The 24,198-nt window shown below is 46.4% G+C and carries 19 protein-coding genes; 3 read left to right on the top strand and 16 right to left on the bottom strand.

Going from position 1 to position 24,198, the window contains the following annotated elements:
- The 8 genes from AAE250_RS00710 to AAE250_RS00675 all read right to left on the bottom strand — a co-directional run bounded on the left by AAE250_RS00710 (nt 1) and on the right by AAE250_RS00675 (nt 10,627).
- Nucleotides 1–243, bottom strand: a complete 243-nt coding sequence (locus AAE250_RS00710) for a hypothetical protein (protein WP_294595543.1) — start codon at nt 241–243, stop codon at nt 1–3.
- Nucleotides 244–567: 324 nt separating this feature from the next.
- The gene (locus AAE250_RS00705; RefSeq protein WP_294599367.1) at nt 568–2,703 is read right to left on the bottom strand and encodes a S46 family peptidase; all 2,136 of its coding nucleotides are present in this window, start codon (nt 2,701–2,703) and stop codon (nt 568–570) included.
- 77 nt (nt 2,704–2,780) lie between these two features.
- Nucleotides 2,781–4,151: a TIGR00341 family protein gene (locus AAE250_RS00700; RefSeq protein ID WP_294599370.1), complete on the bottom strand. Its 1,371-nt coding sequence runs from the start codon at nt 4,149–4,151 to the stop codon at nt 2,781–2,783.
- 9 nt (nt 4,152–4,160) lie between these two features.
- Nucleotides 4,161–5,606, bottom strand: a complete 1,446-nt coding sequence (locus AAE250_RS00695; protein WP_294599372.1) for a lipopolysaccharide biosynthesis protein — start codon at nt 5,604–5,606, stop codon at nt 4,161–4,163.
- A 107-nt stretch (nt 5,607–5,713) separates the two neighbouring features.
- Entirely contained in the window at nt 5,714–6,751 is a 1,038-nt protein-coding gene (gene ruvB, locus AAE250_RS00690; protein ID WP_294599374.1) for a Holliday junction branch migration DNA helicase RuvB, read from the bottom strand.
- Between the two features lie 122 nt (nt 6,752–6,873).
- On the bottom strand, nt 6,874–8,505 hold the full coding sequence (locus tag AAE250_RS00685; RefSeq protein WP_294599376.1) for an ATP-binding protein: 1,632 nt from the start codon (nt 8,503–8,505) through the stop codon (nt 6,874–6,876).
- A gap of 217 nt (nt 8,506–8,722) precedes the next feature.
- Nucleotides 8,723–9,592, bottom strand: a complete 870-nt coding sequence (locus tag AAE250_RS00680) for a hypothetical protein (RefSeq protein ID WP_294599379.1) — start codon at nt 9,590–9,592, stop codon at nt 8,723–8,725.
- Nucleotides 9,593–9,613: 21 nt separating this feature from the next.
- Entirely contained in the window at nt 9,614–10,627 is a 1,014-nt protein-coding gene (locus AAE250_RS00675; protein WP_294599382.1) for a hypothetical protein, read from the bottom strand.
- 362 nt (nt 10,628–10,989) lie between these two features.
- On the opposite strand from AAE250_RS00675, the gene AAE250_RS00670 reads away from it, so the two are divergent.
- The gene (locus AAE250_RS00670) at nt 10,990–11,670 is read left to right on the top strand and encodes a DUF6266 family protein (RefSeq protein ID WP_294599385.1); all 681 of its coding nucleotides are present in this window, start codon (nt 10,990–10,992) and stop codon (nt 11,668–11,670) included.
- Here the strand turns inward: AAE250_RS00670 and AAE250_RS00665 are convergent.
- Both AAE250_RS00665 and AAE250_RS00660 read right to left on the bottom strand, forming a co-directional pair.
- Nucleotides 11,616–12,383 carry a DNA alkylation repair protein gene (locus AAE250_RS00665; RefSeq protein WP_294599387.1) on the bottom strand — a complete coding sequence of 256 codons (768 nt, stop codon included), beginning with the start codon at nt 12,381–12,383 and terminating at the stop codon, nt 11,616–11,618. The genes AAE250_RS00670 and AAE250_RS00665 overlap by 55 nt on opposite strands.
- Before the next feature lie 40 nt (nt 12,384–12,423).
- On the bottom strand, nt 12,424–14,424 hold the full coding sequence (locus AAE250_RS00660) for a tetratricopeptide repeat-containing sensor histidine kinase (protein WP_294599389.1): 2,001 nt from the start codon (nt 14,422–14,424) through the stop codon (nt 12,424–12,426).
- A 335-nt stretch (nt 14,425–14,759) separates the two neighbouring features.
- Between AAE250_RS00660 and AAE250_RS00655 the strand changes: the two genes are divergently transcribed.
- On the top strand, nt 14,760–15,992 hold the full coding sequence (locus tag AAE250_RS00655) for a nucleoside recognition domain-containing protein (protein ID WP_294599392.1): 1,233 nt from the start codon (nt 14,760–14,762) through the stop codon (nt 15,990–15,992).
- Nucleotides 15,993–16,010: 18 nt separating this feature from the next.
- Nucleotides 16,011–16,424: an rRNA maturation RNase YbeY gene (gene ybeY / locus AAE250_RS00650; RefSeq protein ID WP_294599395.1), complete on the top strand. Its 414-nt coding sequence runs from the start codon at nt 16,011–16,013 to the stop codon at nt 16,422–16,424.
- 128 nt (nt 16,425–16,552) lie between these two features.
- On the opposite strand, the gene AAE250_RS00645 is transcribed toward ybeY, so the two are convergent.
- The 6 genes from AAE250_RS00645 to AAE250_RS00620 all read right to left on the bottom strand — a co-directional run bounded on the left by AAE250_RS00645 (nt 16,553) and on the right by AAE250_RS00620 (nt 24,179).
- A complete protein-coding gene (locus AAE250_RS00645) occupies nt 16,553–17,077 on the bottom strand; it encodes a hypothetical protein (protein WP_294599398.1) in 525 nt (174 codons plus the stop codon).
- Between the two features lie 6 nt (nt 17,078–17,083).
- Nucleotides 17,084–18,502, bottom strand: a complete 1,419-nt coding sequence (locus AAE250_RS00640) for a C10 family peptidase (protein ID WP_294599401.1) — start codon at nt 18,500–18,502, stop codon at nt 17,084–17,086.
- Between the two features lie 232 nt (nt 18,503–18,734).
- A complete protein-coding gene (locus AAE250_RS00635; RefSeq protein WP_294599404.1) occupies nt 18,735–19,874 on the bottom strand; it encodes an aldose epimerase family protein in 1,140 nt (379 codons plus the stop codon).
- Between the two features lie 268 nt (nt 19,875–20,142).
- On the bottom strand, nt 20,143–22,173 hold the full coding sequence (locus AAE250_RS00630) for a hypothetical protein (RefSeq protein ID WP_294599407.1): 2,031 nt from the start codon (nt 22,171–22,173) through the stop codon (nt 20,143–20,145).
- Nucleotides 22,174–22,195: 22 nt separating this feature from the next.
- The gene (locus AAE250_RS00625; RefSeq protein ID WP_294599410.1) at nt 22,196–23,200 is read right to left on the bottom strand and encodes a family 43 glycosylhydrolase; all 1,005 of its coding nucleotides are present in this window, start codon (nt 23,198–23,200) and stop codon (nt 22,196–22,198) included.
- Nucleotides 23,201–23,219: 19 nt separating this feature from the next.
- Nucleotides 23,220–24,179, bottom strand: coding sequence for a glycoside hydrolase family 43 protein (locus AAE250_RS00620; RefSeq protein WP_294599412.1), 960 nt, complete (start codon nt 24,177–24,179; stop codon nt 23,220–23,222).
- Between the last annotated feature and the right edge of the window lie 19 nt (nt 24,180–24,198).

The following is a 24,198-nucleotide window of genomic DNA, read 5'->3' as shown; positions in this document are numbered from 1 at the left end:
TTAGTAAGCAGGATCTCCTTCTTCCCAAAATCCCTTGACCTGTTCGAAGGAGATACACTCGTAGTTTATTTTGTTGTTATCCAGGAAATGAACTGCCGCATAAGAAGCATCTTTCGCATAAACGGAAATGCGCATTACGGCTATCACCTCCGCAACACGCAGCCGCAAAGGTTCGCCCCAGGAGTTGTAAGTCTGTACCCAGATACGGTCGCCCTTCTTCAGGCTTTTATCAATTCGTTTCATAGGCAATAATATTTAGATGGATGGACAGATAAAGACAAAGCGCCCCGGGCGCCCTCTCCCGACGTTGTCTGTTTTCAGAAGACAATGTCGGGAGAGGACGCCCGGGGCGCACCAATGATGTTATATCAAGTAAATAGGCTACATTACTAAATGTGTGTGTGTGTGTGTGTGTGTGTGTGTGTGTGTGTGTGTGTGTGTGTTTAACTGAATCTCACACATAACCAAATCTAATATGTTAAAACTTGCTTTCATACACACATTTTTAGAGTCGTCAAAGTAAACAAAAAACTCCGACAGCACAAAAGGATTGTCGGAGTTTTTTCATTATGACTTTATCTTTAATTCCCGGATCAGGTTTTCCGCCCCTCCATACTTCTCCATCATGAACAAGATGTAGCGGACATCCACCCCGATGGTTCGCTGCATCTTCGGTTCATAAAGAATGTCGCTGCTCATTGCTTCCCAGTTTCCATCGAAAGCCAAGCCCAGCAATTCGCCCCGGGCATTGAACATGGCGCTGCCGCTGTTACCACCCGTGATGTCGTTGTTCGAAATGAAGCAGACGTTCATTTCCCCCTTTTCATCGCCATATCTGCCGAAATCACCGGAAGAAAGCAGAGAGACGATCTCCGGCTCTACCTCAAAGTCCACATCGCCCGCATGTGCACGGGCCTTCTCCAAAATGCCCTTTGTCGTGGTATAGTAATCATACTCCGCCCCATCGAACGGAGCATAACCGCAGACGGTGCCGAAGCTGAGCCGCATGGTGGAATTAGCGTCGGGATAGAAGTTGCGGGATGCATACATCCTGCGTACGGCTGCATTCAGCAAGCGTTCATTGCGAATTATCTCGCCGGAAGCCTGCTGCATCTGGATATTCATCTCAAAGAATTTCGTAATCAAGTCGATGCCCAACGTGATGGCAGGGTCATCGTATATCTGATACGTGCTGTCTTGCTCCAGGAAGCGCTTCAATCCCCTGGGGGTGGTCAGCTCCGAATGGGCGTAAAGGCTGTCTACGTATGCCTGGTCGGAGCCGCCGTATTCCTCGGCTATCGTAGTGTAAACCTCGGGCAGATAGACCGAGTCTACCTTTGAGCGGTATTCTTTGAGTAGTGCTGTGAAAACCTCTTTGTCGATGCCGAGGTCCAGGTTGGCGTACTTCTCTATAATAGCCTTCAGGCTGGCAATGACGGCTTTCTCCTCTCCCTCGAAGTCGAAGTTCAGGATGGACAGGGCAAGCTGCACCAGCTCGGGACCATTCAAGAAAGACTCTACAAAGTAAGCCTGCGCACGGTTGGCCTCGCGACGGCTCTTGTAGTTCAGCTCCAGGTCGGGGAAGAGTTGCAGCAACCGTTCGCGTTCTTCGGGCGTCTGCCCTATCCAGCGGCGAAGCTCCTGCTCCATGGCTTGCTTCTTGTCCAGCACGTGCAGCCTACGTATCGCCCGGTTCATGCCGATGCTGTTCTTCCAGTAGTTGGAGCTTTCGTCATACTTGGAGGCGTACTTGATGCGGATGCTGTCGCGCCGGTCCATCTCGCGCTTCCAGATGGCTTGCTTCAGGCCGCGCACGTCTATCTGCGCCTGATTGGTATTGTTCATCATCTCCTCGATGCCGTAAGAAGAAAGATAGCGCTCCGTACTGCCGGGATAACCCAGCGTCATGCAGAAGGAACCTTCATGGTAACCGTCCAGGGATATCGGGGCTACATAGTCGGGATGGTAGGGACGATTATCGGGCGAATAATCTGCAGGGCGGTTGTGCTTGTCGGCATAGATGCGGAATACGGAGAAATCGCCCGTATGCCGCGGCCACTCCCAGTTGTCCGTGTCCCAGCCGAACTTGCCCACCGAGGAAGGAGGGGCAAACACCAGGCGCACATCATTGTAATCGCGGTATACAGAAAGCCAGAACTCATTGCCGCCATAGTAAGCATCTACAATACCTATCAGGGTAGAATCCTTATGCGAAACCTCCTCGCCGATGGCCAGCATCACGGAGTCTACCGCATTGGCGCGTTCCGCTTCATCCATCGCAGGCTTCACGGCGGAAAGCACCCGCCGGGTCACGTCTTCCTGGCGAAGCAGGAAGCGCACGTATAGCTCCGGGCAGGGCAGTTCTTCACTGTAGTTGTGTGCCACAAAGCCGTCCTTCAGGTAATCGTGCTCCACGGAAGAGTGCTGCTGTATGCTGCTGAATCCGCAATGATGGTTGGTAAACACCAACCCGTCTTCCGACACCACCACCCCGGAACAAAAGCCGCCAAAACTGACCACTGCATCTTTCAACGAAGGCCGCTTCGGACTGTAAAGCCTGTCCGCCGGCATCTGCAGGCCGAGTTCTTTCATCGCCTGGCGCGTCTGCTTGTTCAGGTTTCCCAGCATCCACATCCCTTCATCCGCTTGCCCGGCCAGTGCGAAAAGGCAGCAAATGGCTATAATCACAGTTCTTAATTTCATTCTACAATCTCATTACAAATTGATAAATCACAGTATTCTACCAACTGCTTATTACTATCTACTTACTACTCTCCCCATCACTCCGCAATCAGCCTCAACTGCTTGGCCCCTGTACGCGCTTTCAGCCATTCGGCAATCTTCGCCTTCTCATGTTCATTGGGATGCTTGCCAAACTTCAGCACAGCCAGGGTCACGGTATCTACCCGTACCGAATCTATCGTCAACTCGATGGCATGAGAGATAGAAAGTGTCTTCACCGACGGATAGAGTACTTTAAGCTCCGGGACGATCTTTCTGCCCAATTCATCGAATGATTTGTACCTCTGCAAATTCTGCTCCAAGTCCGCTATCTTCTGCTTCTGCTCCACCAGGCGCTCCTCGCTATTCTTATAGAAATCTTCCATCACCATGGCGCGAATGGACGAGATATCTATCGCATCGTTGTTCATTCCCTGCAGCACAATCAGCTTGGTATTATCCAGCTTGTAATCTTTCATCTTGCCGCGGGCTATGGCAATGGAGGCTTCGGGCACCTCCTGACCTATCAGCACTACGCGTATTTCGTGCCCTTTGCCGTCGTGGTGTATCTTCTTGTCCAGCACCTGCGTGTTCTCAAAAGAAAGCTGCTCGTTGACAAAGCGGTTGGCAGCACTCTCAAAGAAGGTATCCTGGATAATGCCGACCGTCAGGTAGACGGCAGGACACATGGTAAGAACAGCTATCAGGATGATGTACTTGCGCACCCTCTTCTCCCGGTTCTTATCCACAAACTCCTTACGCTGGAAGTGCATCACCCGCACACCGAGGAATGTGGCCAGACTGATAAACACAGAGTTAATGAAGTAAAGATAGAAAGCACCCAGGAAGTAAATCAGATTGCCCGTAGCCAGGCCATAGCCGGCCGTACAAAGGGGAGGCATCAAAGCGGTGGCAATGGCAACACCGGGAATCACGTTTCCCTTCTCCTTGGTAGAGAGCGCCGTTACACCTGCCAGTCCGCCCATCAAGGCGATGAATACGTCGTAAATGGTAGGCGAAGTACGCGCCAACAACTCCGATTGTCCTTCGGCAACGGGGCTAACCAGAAAGAAGATAGTAGCCGTCGTCACACTGAACAAAGTCGTTATCAGGAAGCTCTTCAGGGAGCGCTTCATCAATTCGAAGTCGTTCAAACCCACCGAAAGCCCCACACCCATGATAGGCCCCATCAAGGGGGAGATAAGCATGGCGCCTATAATCACGGCGGTAGAGTTGACATTCAGCCCCAGTGATGCCATGAAGATGGCGAAGATAAGAATCCACAGATTGGCACCTTTGAACTCCACCCCTTTACGGATGGAATCGACGGTCTCGAGCTCATTGTCTTTGTCTTTGCGCAAGTCAAGATAATCCTTCAGGAAGTTCTTGATGGCAAACGTGTTTCTGTTTTCAGGATTGGTTGTTTCCATAAAGTCTGTCTATTTTCTGACAAAACGGTTAATGATCGGTATCTGGCTCAACGGCATGTCGCGCTTCACGATATAAGCCACAAAAAGCAGCAACAGCACGGTGCGGTACACCATACGCAGGTAGATATTATCAACCGGCACATACTCTGCAGCCACATAAAGCACCGCTGCAAGCAGCACATAGCTGCCTATCGCCTTCAAATCGTACTGGATAGGGTACTTCTTCTGACCGACGAAGTAGGACAACAGCATGGCCGTGCCATACCCGCAGAAGCCCGCCCAAGCACATGCCATATAGCTGTATCGGGGAATCAGCAGCACATTCATCAGTACGAGTATCGTACAGCCTATCAATGAGAAATAGGCTCCCCAACGCGTTTCGTCAATCAGCTTGTACCAGAAGGAAAGGTTGAAGTAAACGCCCATAAAGATTTCCGCAGCCATCACAATGGGGACTACCCGCAAACCGGGCCAATAGTCTCGCCCGATGATATGGCGCAGCACATCCATGTAGAACATCACGGCAAGGAATGCCAACAGCGTAAAGATAATGAAGAACTTCATGGCCTGTGCATACACCTGCTTGTTGTCTTTGTCGCGGCTCTTGCCGAACACAAAAGGCTCGTAGGCATAGCGGAAAGCCTGCGTAAGCATCGCCATCACCATGGCAATCTTGCTGGCTGCCCCGTAAATGCCGAGTTGTACGGTAGCTTCCGCCTCATCGGGATAAACGAAGGGGAAGATGATCTTATCTGCCACCTGATTCAAGATACCCGCTATGCCGAGCACCAGCAGCGGCAGGCTATAGCTGAGCATTCGTTTCAGCAGTTGTCTGTCCAGCACGTATGCAAAGCCGCGCAGTTCGGGTATCATGCAGAGCATCACCACCGAAGTACATATCAGATTGAAAAGGAAAGCATAGCCCACATCATCGCCTTTCAGCCCCACGTAGTAAACCAGGTTCAGTGAGATATTGAGGAAGATGAACAGCAGTTTCAGTGCCGCAAACTTGATAGGGCGCTTCTTATAGCGGAGATAGGCAAAAGGAATGCTTTGGATAGCATCCATCGCCACTACAATCATCATCATGCCGATGTACCAGGGATGTTCGCCATATTCCAGCCAGCGGGCAATGGGCTGAAGGAACAATAACCCGAGTGCGAGGAATGTCAGCGCACCCGTACCTATGCTGAGCAGCGTGGTGGAATATACCCGCATCGGGTCGTCCTCCCCTTTATTGGCAAACCGGAAGAAGCCGGTTTCCATACCGCACGTCAGCAGTACCAGCAGCAATGCTACCCAGGCATAGATATTCGTTACAACGCCATACCCGCCCGATTGAGCAGACAAAGCCATGGTATATACGGGAACCAGCAGGTAATTAAGGAATCGCCCTACAATGCTGCTTACTCCATAGATGGCAGTTTCTTTTGCCAAAGATTTTAAGTTACTCATTCTTCCTATCAACAAGCAGCTTTCAGATTCTGCTTATAACTAAGTAGGTGATTAAATTGGTTTATATCATTTAGTGCCTGTCATTCAGAATGACAGATACTCCCCCTCTACTCATCGCCGAACAAGGTACGCTGACTATTGTACAGGCATCGTCCCAAATGCTTGTAAGCAAGTTCCGTCACTTCGCGCCCACGTGGAGTACGCTTCAGGAAGCCTTCCTTTATCAGGAACGGTTCATAGACCTCTTCGATAGTACCGGCATCTTCGCCCAAAGCAGTGGCAATGGTAGTCAAACCTACCGGACCACCCTTGAACTTGTCGATGATGGTGCAGAGTATCTTGTTGTCTATCTCGTCCAGACCGTATTTATCAATATTCAGCGCTTCGAGTGCAAAGTTGGCTATCTCCGTGTCGATGCTTCCGGAGCCTTTCACCTGGGCAAAGTCGCGTACACGGCGCAGCAGTGCATTGGCAATACGCGGCGTACCACGGCTGCGACTCGCAATCTCTGCCGCTGCCCTCGTGGAGCAAGGTACATCGAGGATGCTTGCCGAACGGCGGATAATGCCGCTCAACACATCATCATCGTAATACTCCAGATGCAGGTTGATTCCAAAGCGTGCACGCAAAGGAGCTGTCAACAGTCCGCTACGGGTGGTTGCACCTACCAGGGTGAAAGGATTCAAATCTATCTGTATGCTCCGTGCCGAGGGACCTTTGTCTATCATGATGTCGATGCGATAATCCTCCATGGCGGAATATAAATACTCCTCCACCACCGGAGACAGACGGTGAATCTCATCGATAAACAGTACGTCATTCGGCTCAAGGCTAGTAAGTACTCCTGCCAAGTCGCCCGGTTTGTCGAGCACAGGGCCGGAGGTAATCTTAAAACCAACTCCCAGTTCGTTAGCAATAATATTGGAAAGCGTCGTCTTTCCCAGTCCCGGAGGGCCGTGAAGCAATACATGATCCAGTGCCTCCCCTCTCAGGCGGGCCGCCTTCACAAAAATACGCAAGTTCTCCACCACCTTATCCTGCCCGCTGAAGTCTTCAAAGCTCAACGGACGCAATGCGTTCTCAAAATCACGCTCTTTGCTGGTGACGGGTTGCTGGTTGCGTATGTCAAAATCGTCTTGTTCCATTCCAACTTTTATTTCTTTTCTTAATTTCTCAGAAAAAGAACAGGAAATAAAATAAATCTGATAATCAGCAATTTAAATCATTTCTTTTCTTATTTCTTTTTTCTTTCTTTTTTTTTTTACCACTATTTTAGAAGATAACGCCTATCAGTACGAGAACCTTCCGTAATTAATTCCACATCCACCATCGAATAAACCATCTTTCTCAACTCTTGCAAGTCCACCTCCGGCAATCTGCTTGCAATTTCTGAAATCTTACTTTTGGGATGTGCTCTCAAATCTTCCATGATTAATGTCTTCAGCACATAAGGTTCTACCGTCTTCAGCGTTGTTTTCAGATTTACCCTTGCGTTCTTTATCAACTGAGGATTTACAAAAAACTGAGTACCTTTCTTCGCTCCATTCTTCCCTATAATATTATCTTTCAATAACTTATCCGTATAACTGCGCAAACGGTCTTCATCTTGAAGCTGAAGTATGGCAGAAAGTTGCGTACTGAGCACTTTCTTCTCACGGGCAATTATGCCAAAAGCCGTAAAGGCCTTCTGCGTCAACTGATAGTTCTGCAAAACAAAGTCCAATAAAGGAAGCAATTCAGCATCTATAATTTCCGCATTCTGAATCACCGTAACTTCATTGTACGAAGATTCTATCACAGGAGGATCTTTTGCTTCCATAGCATTCAATTCGTAGATCAAGTCATAGCCGGAACCTTCACCTTCCATCATCTCCAAAGCACTCAACAGCTCTATCATATTAGGATTGCGGCGATGCTTGGCATGCAGAATATTATTTTTTGTTATGCCCAATGGCAATCCTCCCGGATTAGAGATTTCCAACCTGTCAGGAAAGACTTTAATCATTATATCACTGGAAATCGTATAGGACTTATGTGCCAAAGCGTTCACCAACAGTTCGCGTACCAACTTCGGATGATAATGCCGTATCTGTTTACGGAACAGACCATTCGGGAACTCATACGAATAAGTCAATTCAATAGCCTTCTGCTCTATATCAAGAAGCAGTTCTTTAGGATTCAGCCGATTATCATGCCATTCCTCTTTTCGAACTTTCCGCTCAAGCGCATCGTAAACAATGTATTGAACCGTAACCGGATAGCAGATAACCCCTCTCTGTTTTGCCGTACCCAACCAAAGGACGCCTAAATTCGTCAGATAACCTTCATCTGCCAAATGATAGTTTTCTGCCAGTTCCACATCGTCCATCTGCTTGATATGCTGGCGTACACGAGATGACCTGCGAATATCATTCGCCAACTGCCGTAAAGCACTCAGGGCAGCCTCATCAAGCAGATATTTCGTTCGTACCAGTTCCCACTGATATGCTCCTTTCTCTTCACCCAAACGCTGCAAATCCTCGCTACGCACAGGTTCACATTTATCAGCTACCCTGATATAAATACGTCCATCCGAAGTAGTGGCTACAGAATGCATAGAAGGGGAAACTGAGACAACGAAATATTGGCTGCCGGTATCATCAGCACAAATCTCGGAAGCCGCAAGCCCGACATTAAAGCAAAGACTACGCAACTTTGTCACAGCCTCGTTCACCTCTTCAAGGGTGACGTGCTGGTCCGGCAAAGGCGCTTTCTTCTTGTCATCATAGCCAATAAAGATTCTTCCGCCTTGTGCATTTGCCAAAGCGACACATGTCACGGACAAGTCTTTAAATCCTTTATCGCCCGTCCTGATTTTCAGAAGACTCTTATACTCAGTTGTCTGCTTCTCACTATCCATTCCCTTCAAATTCGTTTTGTGTGACAAACTTACATATAAATATTGATTTAGGCGCCAGTTGAACAAAGAAATCTGTTTTTGGGGCACGAAGATATGCCCTATTCAAAGAGATTACCGCATCTTTGGATATTGTTAAACGTAAAAGGACATGTAAATAGTAAGATAAGGACCTTGCGCAAAAGATAACATGCACTCTTCACTTGTCCGTTCAGGACCATCAGTGCGGCTCCGCACGCACAAACACTTTCTTCATTCCTTCATGTTCCTGAGTCAATAGCACAATCCTGCTCTTAGGCGTAAGCCAAATGCTTTCGGGGACTTCGTAGGCCTCCCGATGCAAGAATAATGCCTCATATTTCTCCACCAAATCGGAAGCGCCACGACCGTAGTCCGGCTGCCCGTAGATGGAAGTCAGATACTCAGAAAGCGTACGAAGGTTCTGCTCGACAAATTCATCGCTTTCATTCACGCCCGGCCATAAAAAGAGCGTAATACCAACCGCTTCTTCGTGGGCCTCCCGGATAGCGCAAAATGTAAAGTCCTCGTCCAAAGCATTGTGAAATCCGATGGAAGAGTCGTCAGATATAGTCACTTCTTCCCAATTGTACATCAGGAAGTCTTTCTCATTAGTCACCTCCACTTTCAACACATTACTATGCACCACCTCATCGCCCTTGTAGCAGAGGAGCTTCGTTTCGTACTCACCCGGCAAATAGAAAGTATGCCCCCACTGCAAAGACAAGTGAGTCCCTTCAAAGCCTTCGCCCGATGTGGTGGAAAAGACATTATAACTTCCTTTTTCCGAAGGTACCACCCAAGTGATGGAATCATAAACTTGGCTCAATTCACCGGAATTATATTCCAAACCATCCTTATCTCTATTAAGCAGATGGAACTCAAAAAGGTGGAAGATATTTCCCGTATTTTCTTTGGCAGACAGTCTGAACTTATAGTGTCCGAAAGAATCCCCGGGCTCCCCCGGTTCGGGGTTTTCGGTACCGGGTACATCCGGCAGTATCTCCTCGTCCACATCCGACGAGCAGGAGGCGAAAAGTGTAATGAAAAATAAGAGTAAAATGGCTTTCATACTGATAGGTTTAATTTCTTTTTACTGATTAGTAGTTTCTCTGGCATAGCCCACGTATCGACTGAAATCCTCCTCCTCGGAGAGTTCCATGAAGAATTTCTCTTTGGTGAAATCGTACCGGAAACGATAGTTCAAAGCATACGTATCCCCGTCCGTGTAGAGCACCAAGAGCGAGTCGTTATAATTATTCCAAATAAACTCCCGACCACCTTTATGCCCATCCTCCGTGAAGTAGCTGATGTAAATATGATTCTTGTCATCCGCCCCATAAAGGATTATGTCAAGGATGCTGTAGGGATATTTCCCGCTTACAACCTCCCCCTCCTGCGAATAAACGGACACCCAATCACCGTAGAAGTCGCACGGATTCTCCCGTGTGAATCGCCCGCTGCCATCCAGTGTCAGCACTCCTCCCTCCACATGATAGGAAAGATTCTGCTCTCTGCCGTCCACCCATAAACAAATACCGCCATCCTCTGCACGTTGCCAAGAATAGGTAGAAGCAGTTTTCACGATTCCCATAGCATCGAAGTTTTGGATATAGGCTTGACCATGCGGCAAGAAATTGACGGAGAATACATAATTCTGCTTATTCCCCTCCTCCAACTGGTGGATGAACCACGTTCCCAGAATAGGCATATCCAACAGATATTCCTTTCCATCGAACTCAAGCGTTGCTCCATCCACCCGATAAGGTTTCTCGGAAACGGAACCATCCTCCCACTCTAACAGCAGATAGTTCCCGTAGTCCTCTCCCTCCTCTTTCCATATATTTCCCCACTTCAAGGACTCCGTTTTCTCCGGACGAATGCAAGAACCCGTCCCATCAGCGGACAGATACAACTTTTCCTCTCCACCCTCCACTTGTGCAGTCCATTCTCCCAGTAAAAGGTAATTGTGTTCAAGTCCTTCCAACTTGTCTACCGGTGGAGCATCGTCGGACGAACATCCCGCCACACCTGCCATCAGCACAAATGCCAACAATAAATGGTACAAAAGATTAAATGTATCCCCGCTTCTTCTGTAAATAGTCATAAGCCTAATTTCTTTGTTTCCTACAAAATAAAGAAATTATTTTGAGATAGGGCTCTTAAATGACATAGAAATAAAAAATTATTTGCCATTCCCGTTCCGCACGACTAATCTTCTTCTTACTTACTCCCTACCTTCTCCCTACCTACTCCTTACATACTCCATACATATAGTAAGGAGAAAGTCAGTAAAAGGAGCGCTTCGACACAGCAATAACCATAACCAAACTCCCTATCCTCCGTACCGGAACAAATATTAAAAACAAAAAATCGGAATACCGATAAAAGACAAAATTAAGCATTACATTTGCAATGTGGATATCCACAAAAATGCACAAGACACCAAGAACTAAAAACAAAACTATTATGGGAAAAATAAATCAAGGAGTATTCGGAGAAGTAAAAGGAAAAGTAGGAAATCTAGTAGGCTGCACATGGAAGGGAATCCCCTACATGCGTACACGTCCCGCCCACATGACCAACCCACGCACAACAAGCCAGCAAAACCAGCGCGGAAGATTCTCGATAGCCATGAACTTCCTCCGCCCCATCGCCCCTTTCATACGTTACGGATATCAGGAGTTTGCCGAGAAGCAAACGCCCTTCAATGCCGCCATGTCCTATCTCATGAAAAATGCATTTACCGGCGAGGGCGAAGACTTAGCCCTGGACTATAACAAAGTACTGGTGATGCACGGCACCTTGACGCAAGCCGAGAATGCTGCCGTGACACTAGAGAACGGCTGCGCACGCTTCACTTGGGATAACAACTGCGGGCAGGGAAACGCCACCGAAGACGATGCCGTATTCCTGCTGGTGTACAACAAGGAAAGAAACGAAGCTGTCTATGAAACAGCAGAAGCCATGCGCCCTTCATGCAAAGCGGAAATGAGATATCCCCAGGAATGGAAAGAGTACGAACTGGCTGTATATCTGGGATTCTGCAACGTGGCAGGCAAAGGGGTGTCGAACAGTATATGCCTCTTCAACGGTCAACGCTTCATAAACTCCTGCCGTTCTTCTTCCGGGAACTTCTCTATGGCATAGCGCAACGCAGTGCGCGGCATCGTTTTGCAATGCTTCTCCAGGAATTGCACCAACAGGTCTTTATCGCGCTTGCCCATTTCGCGAAGCATCCAGCCAATGGCTTTCTGCATCAGGTCGTGAAGCGGTTGCACACAGTGTGCACCGGCAGAAAAAGAGTGTGCAGGTTTGTGTGCACCAGTGTGCACACTGTGTGCAATGAACCCTTCGGAAAGCCGAATAATATCGATGAAATCACGGTTTTTGATAAATGTATAAGTGGAAACGACTGCTATGCGCTGTTCCCAAAGCAGCGTACTGCCGGCCAGACGGTACAGGTCTTCGCGCGATTTGTCTTTCAGATACTCACCCACAATACCGGGGGCGGACAAGTCTACTAAATCCCAGTTGTTGATACGGGAGGTTTGTGAAAGGTAGAAGTCATAGATTAGTTTTCGCCCCTTTTCATCGCTCTTTTTGAAACGCTCCACCAACATCAGCAGGGCACAAAGACGGCACTCGTGCCACTCGCTTTGCAGCAACGTTGCCATTACTTCGAAAGGAGCATCTTTATGGCGTTTTGCCACGCTACGGGTATTGGGGACTACGACACCAAGGAATTTGTCGCCTTCTCCGTATTGTCCTTTTCCGGTCTTGAAGAAGCGGGGCAGGTATTCCCGTTTCACGGGGTCGATGTATTGTTCCAGTTCTTGCTGGATTTCTTTGGCACTTTGCATGTTCTTTAATTTAGTGAGGTGCAAAAGTACCCTTTTTCTATCACACTCCCTGCATCGGCACACAGAAAATGAAGCGGGCTCCCTGAGTATATTCTTTATCGACAATCAGGTAACCGCCCAGTTTATCGGCAATGATACGGCAGATGGATAAACCAAGCCCGGTTCCCTGGCTGAAATCATTCAACTTGACGAAGCGTTCAAATATATGCTCCTGCTCATCTACCGGAATGCCTATCCCGGTATCGGTAACCGTAAAAATCAGTTGCTTCTCTTCCTCTTTCACTTCATAAGCCAGCGTAACAGATCCCTGCTGGGTGAACTTTGCTGCATTGCTCAACAAGTTTTCGAGCACCTGCACTATGTAGTGATGATTGCTTTCTATCGTCAGTTCCTTGCAAGCCGGTTCGAAGTTGAGCTTTATACCTTCGGAGAACTGTTCCCTGGTTATTTCCAACGAAGTCTCGCAGCAAACATTAACATCGACGGCACCGTATTTAATCTCCACATCCGTCTCGAGCGCCGAAAGATCCAGAATATCTCCTACCAGCTTCAACAGCAGTTTAGTGTTGCTCTCGATGAGCGAGACATATAGTTTGATATCTTCCTTGTCATCGAGCATGTCGACCAGTACCCCGGAGAATCCGACAATGGAATTAAGCGGAGTACGAATCTCGTGGGACATGTTCTGAATGAATATCGTTTTCATCCAACTGCTCTGTTCGGCAACTTCCTTGGCTTTGCGCAACTCTTCGCGGGCCTCGGTCAGTACACGGTTCTTCTCATCCAGTTTATCTTTCGACCGTTGCAGCCTGTCGTTCAGCGTTCGCTGCTTCAGCCAGAAGAAGAAGACCAGACACAAGATGCCCACCACAAAGAACAGAGTTATCCGGGTTTTCTGAAGCTGCTCTTCCTGGGAAATCTTCTCCAACCGACTCTTTTCGGCACTGAGTTGCTGCAAGTTCAGCATCGTAGCAAACTCGCTGGTAGTGATTTCCTCACTTTTTTCTTTTTCTTTCTTCTGTTCATCCAGGTATTCGCGATACAGCGCAGCCGATTCTTCCTTGCGCCCCATTTCCCAAAGAATATCTGCCTTCCTTTTTATCAGGCTGATTAAGGTTGTCAGAGAATTCGTTTTCCTGAGTTCGGCCTCCTGCTTACTCAGCACATCGAGGGCTTCCGTGTAATTGCCCACTTTCCAATAATAATCCAGTTCTACATCATAGAGGTAATGCAGGTGCCGCCTCAATGACGGTTCGTCCGCATATATCTGACGGCACTCTTCCAACGCCTGCTGGGCAGCCTGTATATTGTCCTGGGCAAGATAGAGTGAAACATAAACAAGTTTGGCCGTCACCTTGTGATAAGGAGATTTGGCCGTGGTAAGTGCTTTCTTCAGCAGCTCGGGGGCATTTTCTTCTTCGCCCAGGTCTATGTATATCTTTGCTGCATCGCTGTACTGAAAAGAAATGTTATAGCGCGTAACCCCTTTCTCAAAGAGTTGTATCTCCTTGAGCATAAACTCCAGAGATTTCCTCGGCAACCCTTTGGCAGAATAAATATTAGTCAAAGCAGAATAGCATTCGGCAACGGTCGATGAAATTCCCTCCGTCTCGGCCTCTTGCAACATCTTTTCGGCCTCCAGAAGAGCGATGTTGTATTCTCCTTGTATGAGGTAGTAATTTATCAGCCGGGCCGACCACGACCAATAGTACAGTTCAGGGTTCTTGATACTCCTGGCATATTGCTTCAATCGGTTCACTCCGGCTATGACACTATCCGTGCGATTCTCACCTTGTCCGTAGTAATAGTAATCCAGTTTGGCGCCCAAAGCCATTTTGGTCATCACGGTATCATTAGCTTTGATTGCCATATCCAGCAATGTATCCGAAGCCGTCAATACGATGGGGTTAGTAGGATCATTAAAGTTCTTATCATAATAAGCACGCATCTTATTAAGAAAGGCAGAATCCACTTTTTGGGCATAAATAGTTCCTACAGACAATAGTAAAAAGAGATAGACAAGAATAGCTTTTCTCTGCATAAGTTCTTTGTTTGTTGTACGTTATATAGTGATAAAGATATATTTTATCTTCAAAGAGGATGCTTGTTCCATAGCATACACCTACAGAATTGACGTTTTTTACATTTTCATTGTAGAAAATAAACATAATATAAGTATTTGGCGCGAACAAACAACCTTTTTCATCTCTTACAGCATCGATAAACAGCTAATCTTAAAAAGAAATTTCACTTATTATCAATAAATTACAACCGATAATAAGTGGAATCAACTTTTGGAAAATGCAATAATCTGCCCTTTTATCATGCTAAATGAAAAGATATTCCTACTTTTGCAGAAAATCAACGCGTTATTTTATGGTTTTAAATTACATTTGGGTAGCATTCTTCGTAATTGCTTTCATTGTGGCACTCATCCAACTCCTGTTTATGGGCAACACTGAGATCTTCACGGAGCTTGTCAACTCCACATTTACTTCCTCGAAAACTGCATTCGAAATATCCCTGGGACTGACGGGAATACTGGCCCTCTGGCTAGGCATCATGAAGATTGGTGAGAAGAGTGGCATGATCAATGCCTTGTCCCGCTGGCTGAGTCCTGTGTTCTGCCGTCTCTTTCCTGAGATACCGAAAGGGCATCCGGCTATGGGATCGATCTTCATGAATCTGTCCGCCAATATGCTGGGACTGGACAATGCCGCCACGCCCATGGGACTGAAAGCCATGAAGGAATTGCAAGAGCTGAATCCCCAAAAAGATACAGCCACCAATCCGATGGTGATGTTTCTGGTGCTCAACACTTCCGGGCTGATACTTATCCCTATCAGCATCATGATGTATCGCGCACAGATGGGAGCGGCACAGCCTACCGATATTTTTATTCCGATACTGATTACAACAGCCATTTCAACCATAGTAGGCGTCATTGCCGTCAGCATTGCCCAGCGCATTAATCTGCTGAATAAACCTATTCTGATTCTGATTGGCGGCATCAGTCTTTTCTTTGCCGGGCTGATTTATCTGTTTACGCGGTTGGGACGCGAAGAAATGGGAACATACTCCACATTGATTGCCAACGTCATACTGTTCTCCATCATTCTGTTGTTCATCGTATGGGGGCTATGGAAGAAAATCAATGTATATGATGCTTTTATTGAGGGAGCCAAAGAAGGCTTCACTACTGCCGTACGCATCATTCCCTATTTGGTAGCTTTTCTCGTTGGAATCGCGGTTTTCCGCACTTCCGGTGCAATGGATTTACTGGTTAGCGGCATTGGTTATGTAGTCGGCCTTTTCGGTGTAGATACCAGTTTTGTAGGTGCTTTGCCCACTGCTTTGATGAAATCGTTGAGCGGTAGCGGTGCCAACGGACTGATGATTGACACTATGAAAGAATATGGAGCCGACTCCTTTGTAGGGCGCATGAGTTGTGTAGCCCGTGGTGCATCGGACACTACGTTCTATATCCTTGCCGTTTACTTCGGCAGTGTAGGCATCACCAAGACGCGAAATGCCGTGACTTGCGGATTGATAGCAGACCTTGCCGGTATTATCGCCGCTATCATCATCAGCTACATGTTCTTCTTTTAATTTTAATTCTTAATCGATATGGTTTCTTATCAAACAGACGGCGTAGAAATGCCCGTCCTTAAAAAGCGCGAAACAACAGAATGGATTAAATCCGTTGCTGCCACTTATGGGAAAAGAGTCGGTGAAATCGCCTATATCTTCTGCTCGGATGAGAAGATACTCGAAGTGAACCGCCAGTATTTGCAACACGATTACTACACCGACATCATCACTTTTGATTACTGCGAAGGCAACCGCCTCAGCGGTGACCTCTTTATCAGCCTCGACACTGTACGCACCAATGCAGAACAGTTTGGCAGTGATTACGATACGGAGCTGCATCGCGTCATTATCCATGGTGTTCTGCATTTGTGCGGCATCAATGACAAGGGCCCGGGGGAACGGGAAATTATGGAAGAGGCGGAAAATAAGGCGCTGGCTATGAGGGTGTAAGGACATAACAATAAGGATTACACCATTCAGTAGTTAAAGCTACACCATTTCATAGAAAATGCTACACCATCCGGAGCAGATGGTGTAGCCCCTTTTTATCGCCTTGCATCATTCATTCCAGATACTCTCTATTTATCTAAGCTAACAAGAACTTGAGAATAAAATTTGCCAAGACCTTCAAGAATCGGACTCTCCACATCATCTATTGTAAGACGGATAAGTTCTGCCTCCCGATAATCAGTATCAAACTTCCAATAAGAAACAATCGTATGTACTTTCTCATCACCGAATATATGCTTACTGGCAAGTTTATGAGTAAGGACTTCCGGCTTCTTATGACCATACCAGTCTTCCATGCAGACATCAATGCGTAGCGATTGATAGCCACTTACTTTTTGTAGTATTAATGTGGTATCAAAATAATCATCTTCCGTTGGTTTGATAAACTCAAAAGTATAAGTTCCGCGTAATAAAACAGAATCCCTCTCGCTGTTTATTTCAAATGGTACATCTGCAAGCAAATCATTACCCGATTTATCTATGAATGCTAAATAGTATCTATAGAGATAAGGCGGGTAAGAGTCTAATTTATGTTCACAACCGGCAAAGCATATTGCAAGCAATAACAATGAATAGATATATACTTTTCTCATAATGCATCATTTTAAGGGTGAAACATACAGATTTTCTCTGCCATATTGATAGTTTCTGTCATCTGTAGGATTCACATTATCTCCACCAAACCAGCCATTACCAGTGCCAGACCACCCCCAGTTCATATGAAAATATATGCGACCAGAACCAGAAGAAGTAGCGGGGCCCATATAACTAGGGAATCCACAACTTGAATAACTCGGATTTGTAGAACGGTTTACAAGATACTCCACAAAATAGCTACAGGAACTTCCATATTCTTCCGCACCATCACAAACCCATACATGTCCTTTCCAAGTTATTCCAATAAAATTTTTCCTATCACCTGCCATACATACAGGACGTCCTCTAAAAAAAATTTCACTTTCTACATCCCACATATCATGATCCCTTTTAGATACTGTATATCCCATTGCCTCAAAACCTCTTTTGGTATCACCTAAGGAAGCACCGGATTCGTCTTTACCATAATCCATATTCACGGCTTTACCAATCATCGCTATTAGAGATTGAGATGCAGAAGTCGGTCTATCATTTGCCATACTGCTCCAATCAAAGGATCGAGGCCATTCATGATACTTCTCAATCTGAGCCATAGCAATGGCAACACAGCCAGCAGGATATTCATTTGGACATAATGCATTATATCCTCCCTCCTGTCCCCATATTGTATTCATCAAAGGCCCAACTTTTCTGTTATTACTTTTATATCCTACTATTGTAAACTCAAGAGGAGAACCATATAAATCAGCCTTTTCTACAAGACTTTCATAATCTGATTGTGAGAGAAAAGATCGTGCAGAACTTAAAGGACCAAACGAGTATCCCGGACACAAAGTATACAATTCGCCTAACCTTTCACGAAACATTGTCCCATCACGGTAATGATCAGAAGTAGCATCACTTATTGTGGCAGGCAGTATTTCGTAAGCCTCCCACATAGAGCGCATATTTGCCAAAGTTTCGGCATTTTGCATATCGCTTTCCTTAATAGCCCAATTTGTTTCATCCATCCAAATAGAAAAGCCACTCTGCTTAGCTTTTTCCACATCTATTGAATTAGTTTCAGAATAGGCCAAAATCGGATAGTAATTTTTGGTAGCACTTACTATTACAAATCCCCCTCCTTCATAATTAATCACATACATGGATGGCATTTTATCTTCACCATATACCGTCTTAATAGACTCAATATTTTTAGAATTATCAAATGCTGGGACTCCTCTTGTCTCTGCATCCAACGCTTGTACATTTTGAGCCATAAATAAGCTCGCTACTTCAGAGGCTTGGCTAATTGATACGAAATCTTGATTATCCAAGACATTAGTACAATTTTCATCTTCATGAACCAAAACGGGCTCTAAGCTACTCTCACTACATGCACTCATTAGTGCACTCAAAACAAAAAATAATAGTTTCTTCATGTTTTCACATTATTAGAGGTTAATATATAATTATATAAATAATAGCAACAAATACTGGTGTCGCTCTGTAAAATCTCTCTGACACGATAAGAATACAAAGTTAACGCATCAGGAATAAATGCTTGGTGGAACAGGTGCAGATGTCATTCTTACAATTTTAAGGTTAATAGATATACAATGAAAAGAAATTCAAAGCAGGTCTTTATAACCTGCTTTAAGATTATAGATAATTTCACTTCTTCACCGAGAACCGATAAATGCAATGACTGTCGTACTTCTCTCCCGGTTTCAGCAAAGCAGAAGGCCATTCGGGTTTGTTCGGGGTATCGGGGAACTTCTGAGTTTCCAGACAGACGGAGGCACGTTTATTGTACACGATGCCCTTCTTTCCGGTTAGTGTACCATCGAGGAAGTTGCCGGCATAGACCTGGATGCCCGGTTCGTTGGTATAAACATCAAGGACAATGCCTGTGGCAGGAGATTCGAGGGTGGCACACGGGCGGGTAATGTCTCCTTGGGTATTGAGTACCCAGTTATGGTCATAGCCCAAACCGTTCTTCAACTGTATAAAGTCATTATCGATACGGGCTCCGACGGCGGTAGGAGTACGGAAATCCATATCCGTGCCTTCTACGGGAGCAATCTCACCGGTAGTCATAAAGGTGCTGTCTACGGGGGTGTAGGCATCGGCATCGATGGTCAGCAGATAATCACTGTTGGTCTTGGAGGGGTCACCATCGAGGTTGAAGTAAGAATGGTTCGTCATGTTGACAACTGTGGTGCGGTCTGTTTCAGCACTGTAACGGATATCGATGGCATTGTCGTCCGTCAGCGAGAAAGTGACTTTGCAGTTCAGATTGCCGGGGAAACCTTCTTCTCCGTCTTTCGACAGATAAGTCAGTTCCAGGACTTGATCACTTAACTGATGACCATCATACACTTGGTATTGGAAACCTCTGGGTCCGCCATGCAGGCAATGACCGAAATTATTCTGCGGCAACTGATAATCTACTCCTTCTATCGTCATCTTACCCTGGTTGATGCGATTGGCATAGCGCCCGATGCTTGCACCGAAATCAGAAGGATACTTGACGTAATCTTGAATAGAATCGAAGCCCAATACCACATCGCGCATGACGCCGTCTTTATCCGGCACCATCACAGACAAAATGCGTCCGCCGAAGTTCGTAATGCAGACTTCCATACCGTTCTTATTCTTTAGTACAAACAAGTCCGTTTGTTTGCCATCCACTTCCGTACGGAAGTCAGCAGGGTTCAATCCCGAAGCTGTGGCTTCGCCTGCCTGCTTGCTGCTTGTGCAGGCCGATGCCAATAGCACCAATCCTGCCAACAAAATCATAATTCTGTTCATATCACTTATTTATATTTTATTTCTGGTTTATCCGAGGAATGGGCAGTTGAGGAAGGCCTACAGGCTCTTTTGAATGATTTCAGAAATCATTGCTCTAATGATTTCTGAAATGATTGCTGCAATGATTTCTGAGATCATTGAAGTAACCTATTTAGGAAGACATAAGAACAAAAGAACATATTTAAGATCGTTTCTTCTTTTGTCCTTATGTTCTTATGTCTTAAATAAAATCTTCTGTCAACAGATACCACGCATTCCTAAACAGAGCTTATTTCTTCAATAAGAATTGCTCGGCACGTCCCGGAGAGAAGAGCTCCCACAGAGAAGCCACCGTCCAACCCGGAGCGAAGATATTGTTGTAATAGCCTTTTCCGTTGCGTCCATAGTCCCAATTGGTGTGCTGCACCACTTCGGGATAATAACCTACCTTTGCAATGCCGCACATGTGTCCTTCGTACGGCAGCAACTGGCGCATGGAAGTAGAAATGACTTCGGCAAAGTCGGAGAAACGCGGTTCATTGTACTCCTTGGAAAGCCAGTGCAATACATCGGCAAAGTCGAAGATAAACACGTCGATATGGTTATTCTCTACTGATACATTTCCCCAGCCGCGAGTCTTCAGGCCGATATCGCCCAACATCTGTCCTTCGGCAAAGGGTACATCCCAGGTATAGTACCATGACAAAGCGAAATAAGCCGCTTTCTTTGCCAATTCGGCATAGTGTGCACGTTCCTCCCCTTTCGTGGCGAGAGCCAGATAATAGGCAGCGGTAGCGGCATACAGAGAAGCCTCTTTATCCTCACAGTTGGCATCCAGCGTAGAAGAGAAATAATCGGCTTTGGAAATCAATTCGTTTTCCAGATACTCTACCGTACGCTTTGCACTTGCCAGGTAGCGTTTATCCTTGAAATACTTATATCCCATCACCAAAGGCAATGTAGCCGAAGGTGTGCTGCCGCCACTGGCATCTACGATAGAGAAGTCGTCCTTGAACTTACGCGGGAAGCTTCCGTCCTCGTTCTGAAGAGTGAGGAAGGTGTCCAGCATGGTCTTGATGCGTTTCTCCCATTCGGGATGTTTCCGTTTCTGCTGCTTTTCGTAATTCAGATAGTGCAACACGGCATATACACCTTCCGACTGGCGGCGGATGCTATGAGCCGGTTCTTTGAAGTTACGGTTATAATGTACCACCTCATTGAAGAACCCTGCCGGAGAAAAGCCGTTCTGAAGATAAGTATCGAAGATGCTGTTGGCACTCTTCACCAGCTCCGGACGGTTCTTTGCCGCTCCGTATTCCAACGCATTGAAAGCATTGAGCAACGTACGTCCCACAAAACCTACTTCGGCAACATCCGTACTGGCGCAGGTAGCTGTCTCCAACTCTACGCCGGAATAGTAATGGGTAGGCGTATTATCTACATAGCTTTCTACGAAGAAATTGCTCATTACCTCTTTCATCCTGTCCACTGTATAAGGCGTATCGACGGATTGAGGACGATTGGTATCGTAGCAATACTCCCAGGTACGCTGTACGCATTCTGAGAAATCATTGGCATTCCGTTCGGACAATTCCCAAGTCAGCGAAATGCTGTCTCCCTTGCGAAGCAACTGGAAAGCCTCAACAGCAGGTGCCAACGTCAGCTTGCGGATATACGTCTTCGGCGCTTCCCGATAAGGGAAACCGTAAGCAAGAACCGTCATACCGTCTACATTCTCAAAGCCGGTATAGCCGATGGACGTCTCACCGGACAAAATTACCTCGCCTTCTTTATGCGTGGTCAAGGCTTCCTTATCGAACTTATCGATACGGATTACCGACATCGACTTTCCGAGGGCAGGGTTGAAAGCTGCCGTCAGCGGAGTACTCAGGCGGTCTTCGCGCACCAACCAACTGTCGGAGGTATGGAATGAAGGCGCTTCCTTCGGCGAACGCAGGTTGCGGCGATACCAGAAGCCGGGCATATAGAACTGGCAATCATCGTGCTTGTAGCCGGTCTTCACTTGCTCCCCGTAGTTGAAATACACGTTCTCCAGGGCTTTGATAACCACCGTAACACGCTGTTTGCCATCCTTGTCCACTACCTGCCGGGTAATATCCAACGGCAACTTCCCGGATGCTTGGCAGCTATACACGCCATCCTGCACCTTCTGAAGAGTCAGCGGATACTGCTTGGCATCATTCCCCGGAACTTTCAAAGAAATGGAAGCCGAAACATCTTCCGGAGCATAATTTGCTGCTCCTACACTCGTAATGCCTGCTAAAAGCATTATTCCTAAAAACAATCTTTTTACTCTCATAGCTATTTCTGTTTTATTGTTGTTAAAATACAGGTTTGTCAGCCTCTATCGAAGGAGAACTTCCCTCTACCGAAGGCCATCCGTCCTTCCATTCAATCTTGTCCATCATCAGCACACGCCCTTCGGGATTCTTGGTGCTCACTGCGTGATAGAAGAACCAGTCGTTACCGGCATTATCCGACACAATCTCGGAGTTATGTCCGGCACCTACAAAAAAATTATTTTTATGAATCAGGACTTCATGCTTGTTGTCGAGCATACGTCCACCGTTCTTATCCGTATAAGGACCGAAGAGATTCTCCGAACGACCTACAACGGTGGTATAAGTACTGTTCAAGCCCTCACAGCAGGTGCCAATGGAGGCAAAGAAGTAATAATAGCCGTCTTTCTTATGAATATAAGTACCCTCATAAGCTGTTCCGCCTATTTGTTGCAAGGGAGCACCTTCCTTCAGGGAAAGCCCGTCTTCCGAAAGCTCAGCACCATAGATGCCGCTAAAACTGCCCCAGAAGAGGTATTTCTTTCCTCCATCCTCTATATAGAACGGGTCAATACAATTCTGCACATTGATTTCGTTGCTGCGGAACATCTTTCCCTGATCGGTGAAAGGCCCTTCCGGCTTGTCGGCAATGGCACAACCGACGCCGCAAGTCCACTCACCACCCCATACGGACATCGAATAATAAAGCACATATTTATCGCCTATTTTGTTGATGTCCGGTGCCCACAGTCCTCCTTTTTTTTCAAAGTTCGGACGGGTTTGATCGGTGAAAGCAGTGCCCACAAATTCCCAGTCCACCAGGTTCTTGGAACGATGGATAGGCAAATTATGGATGTCTTCGGTGGCATACAGGTAGAAATAGCCATCATCTCCCTTGATAACAGAAGGATCGGGCAAGCTGTAGTTCACCACCGGATTATGATATACATTCTTCGGTTGTTCTTCCGGATTCTCTTCTTTGGCTGATGTGGATGAAGAGCAAGCCAACAGACAACACATTACCGATAACATTAATAACTTCTTCATATATGTATATTTTCTTTTATTACTTTAATACTTGCGGTCTGATAACAGTTCCATCAATAGAAACCACCCCATGATCGGAAATGGCAAAATCCTTGATATAAGAAGTGCGGGGTTGTACTTTGGTACTATCCCAATGTGCATGGAAGATATACTTCCAGCTGCCATCTTTGCAACGGAAAGGAGCACCGTGACCAGTACCCACTAATCCGTCGGCACGTTGCAGCACCGGATTTCCATCATATTTCTTCCACGGACCCATCGGGCTGTCGGAGGTGGCATAACCCACTCCATAGTTTTTGCTCTCAAAATGGTTAGCTGAATAAATCAAGTAGTACATACCGTCTTTCTTCAATACCGAAGGGCCTTCTGCCACCCTAGCAGGTTTGTCTTGCGAAAGTTCCCATGGTTCTCCTACCTTAATACACTCTGTCAGCGTTTCTTGCTTAATGCTTGTCAAGTCATCACTCATCTGTGCTGCCCAAATCACATTACCGTCCGTGAAGCGGACAAAGTAAAGATAAGGTGTGCCATCATCGTCGATAAACAAAGTAGTATCAATGCTTTTCTCGTCCCAAATGGGTTGCTTCACCTCCTGGCGGAATGGACCTTGCGGCGTATCTGCCGTAGCTACGCAAATGTGTTCTTCGGTAGAATAGAAAAGATAGAATTTTTTCTTCGGTTCGATGTAATAAACTTCGGGAGCCCAGAAACCCCATGTGCCGTATGAATCTTCGGCAGACAAAGCCTGACCTTCACGTTTCCAGCTCTTCAGGTCGTCTGAAGAAAAGCAAGCAAAGCCTTCGCCCTCCACCGTGCCTCCGGTGCCATAGGCATAGTACTTGCCGTCATAAAGCATCACATAGGGGTCAGCTATCGGCAAATAATCAGATTCCACAACCAGTTTGCTTTTGCATCCTGCAAAACAAAGACTAAGCAATAATAGAAATACAGTGTTCTTTGGTATTAAATTTTTTTTCATGATTCTTTCTTCAACCATT

This window comes from Bacteroides sp. GD17 (assembly GCF_038448625.1).
In the GTDB taxonomy this organism is placed as follows: Bacteria; Bacteroidota; Bacteroidia; order Bacteroidales; family Bacteroidaceae; genus Bacteroides.
This window is presented reverse-complemented; position numbering and strand designations above follow the sequence as displayed.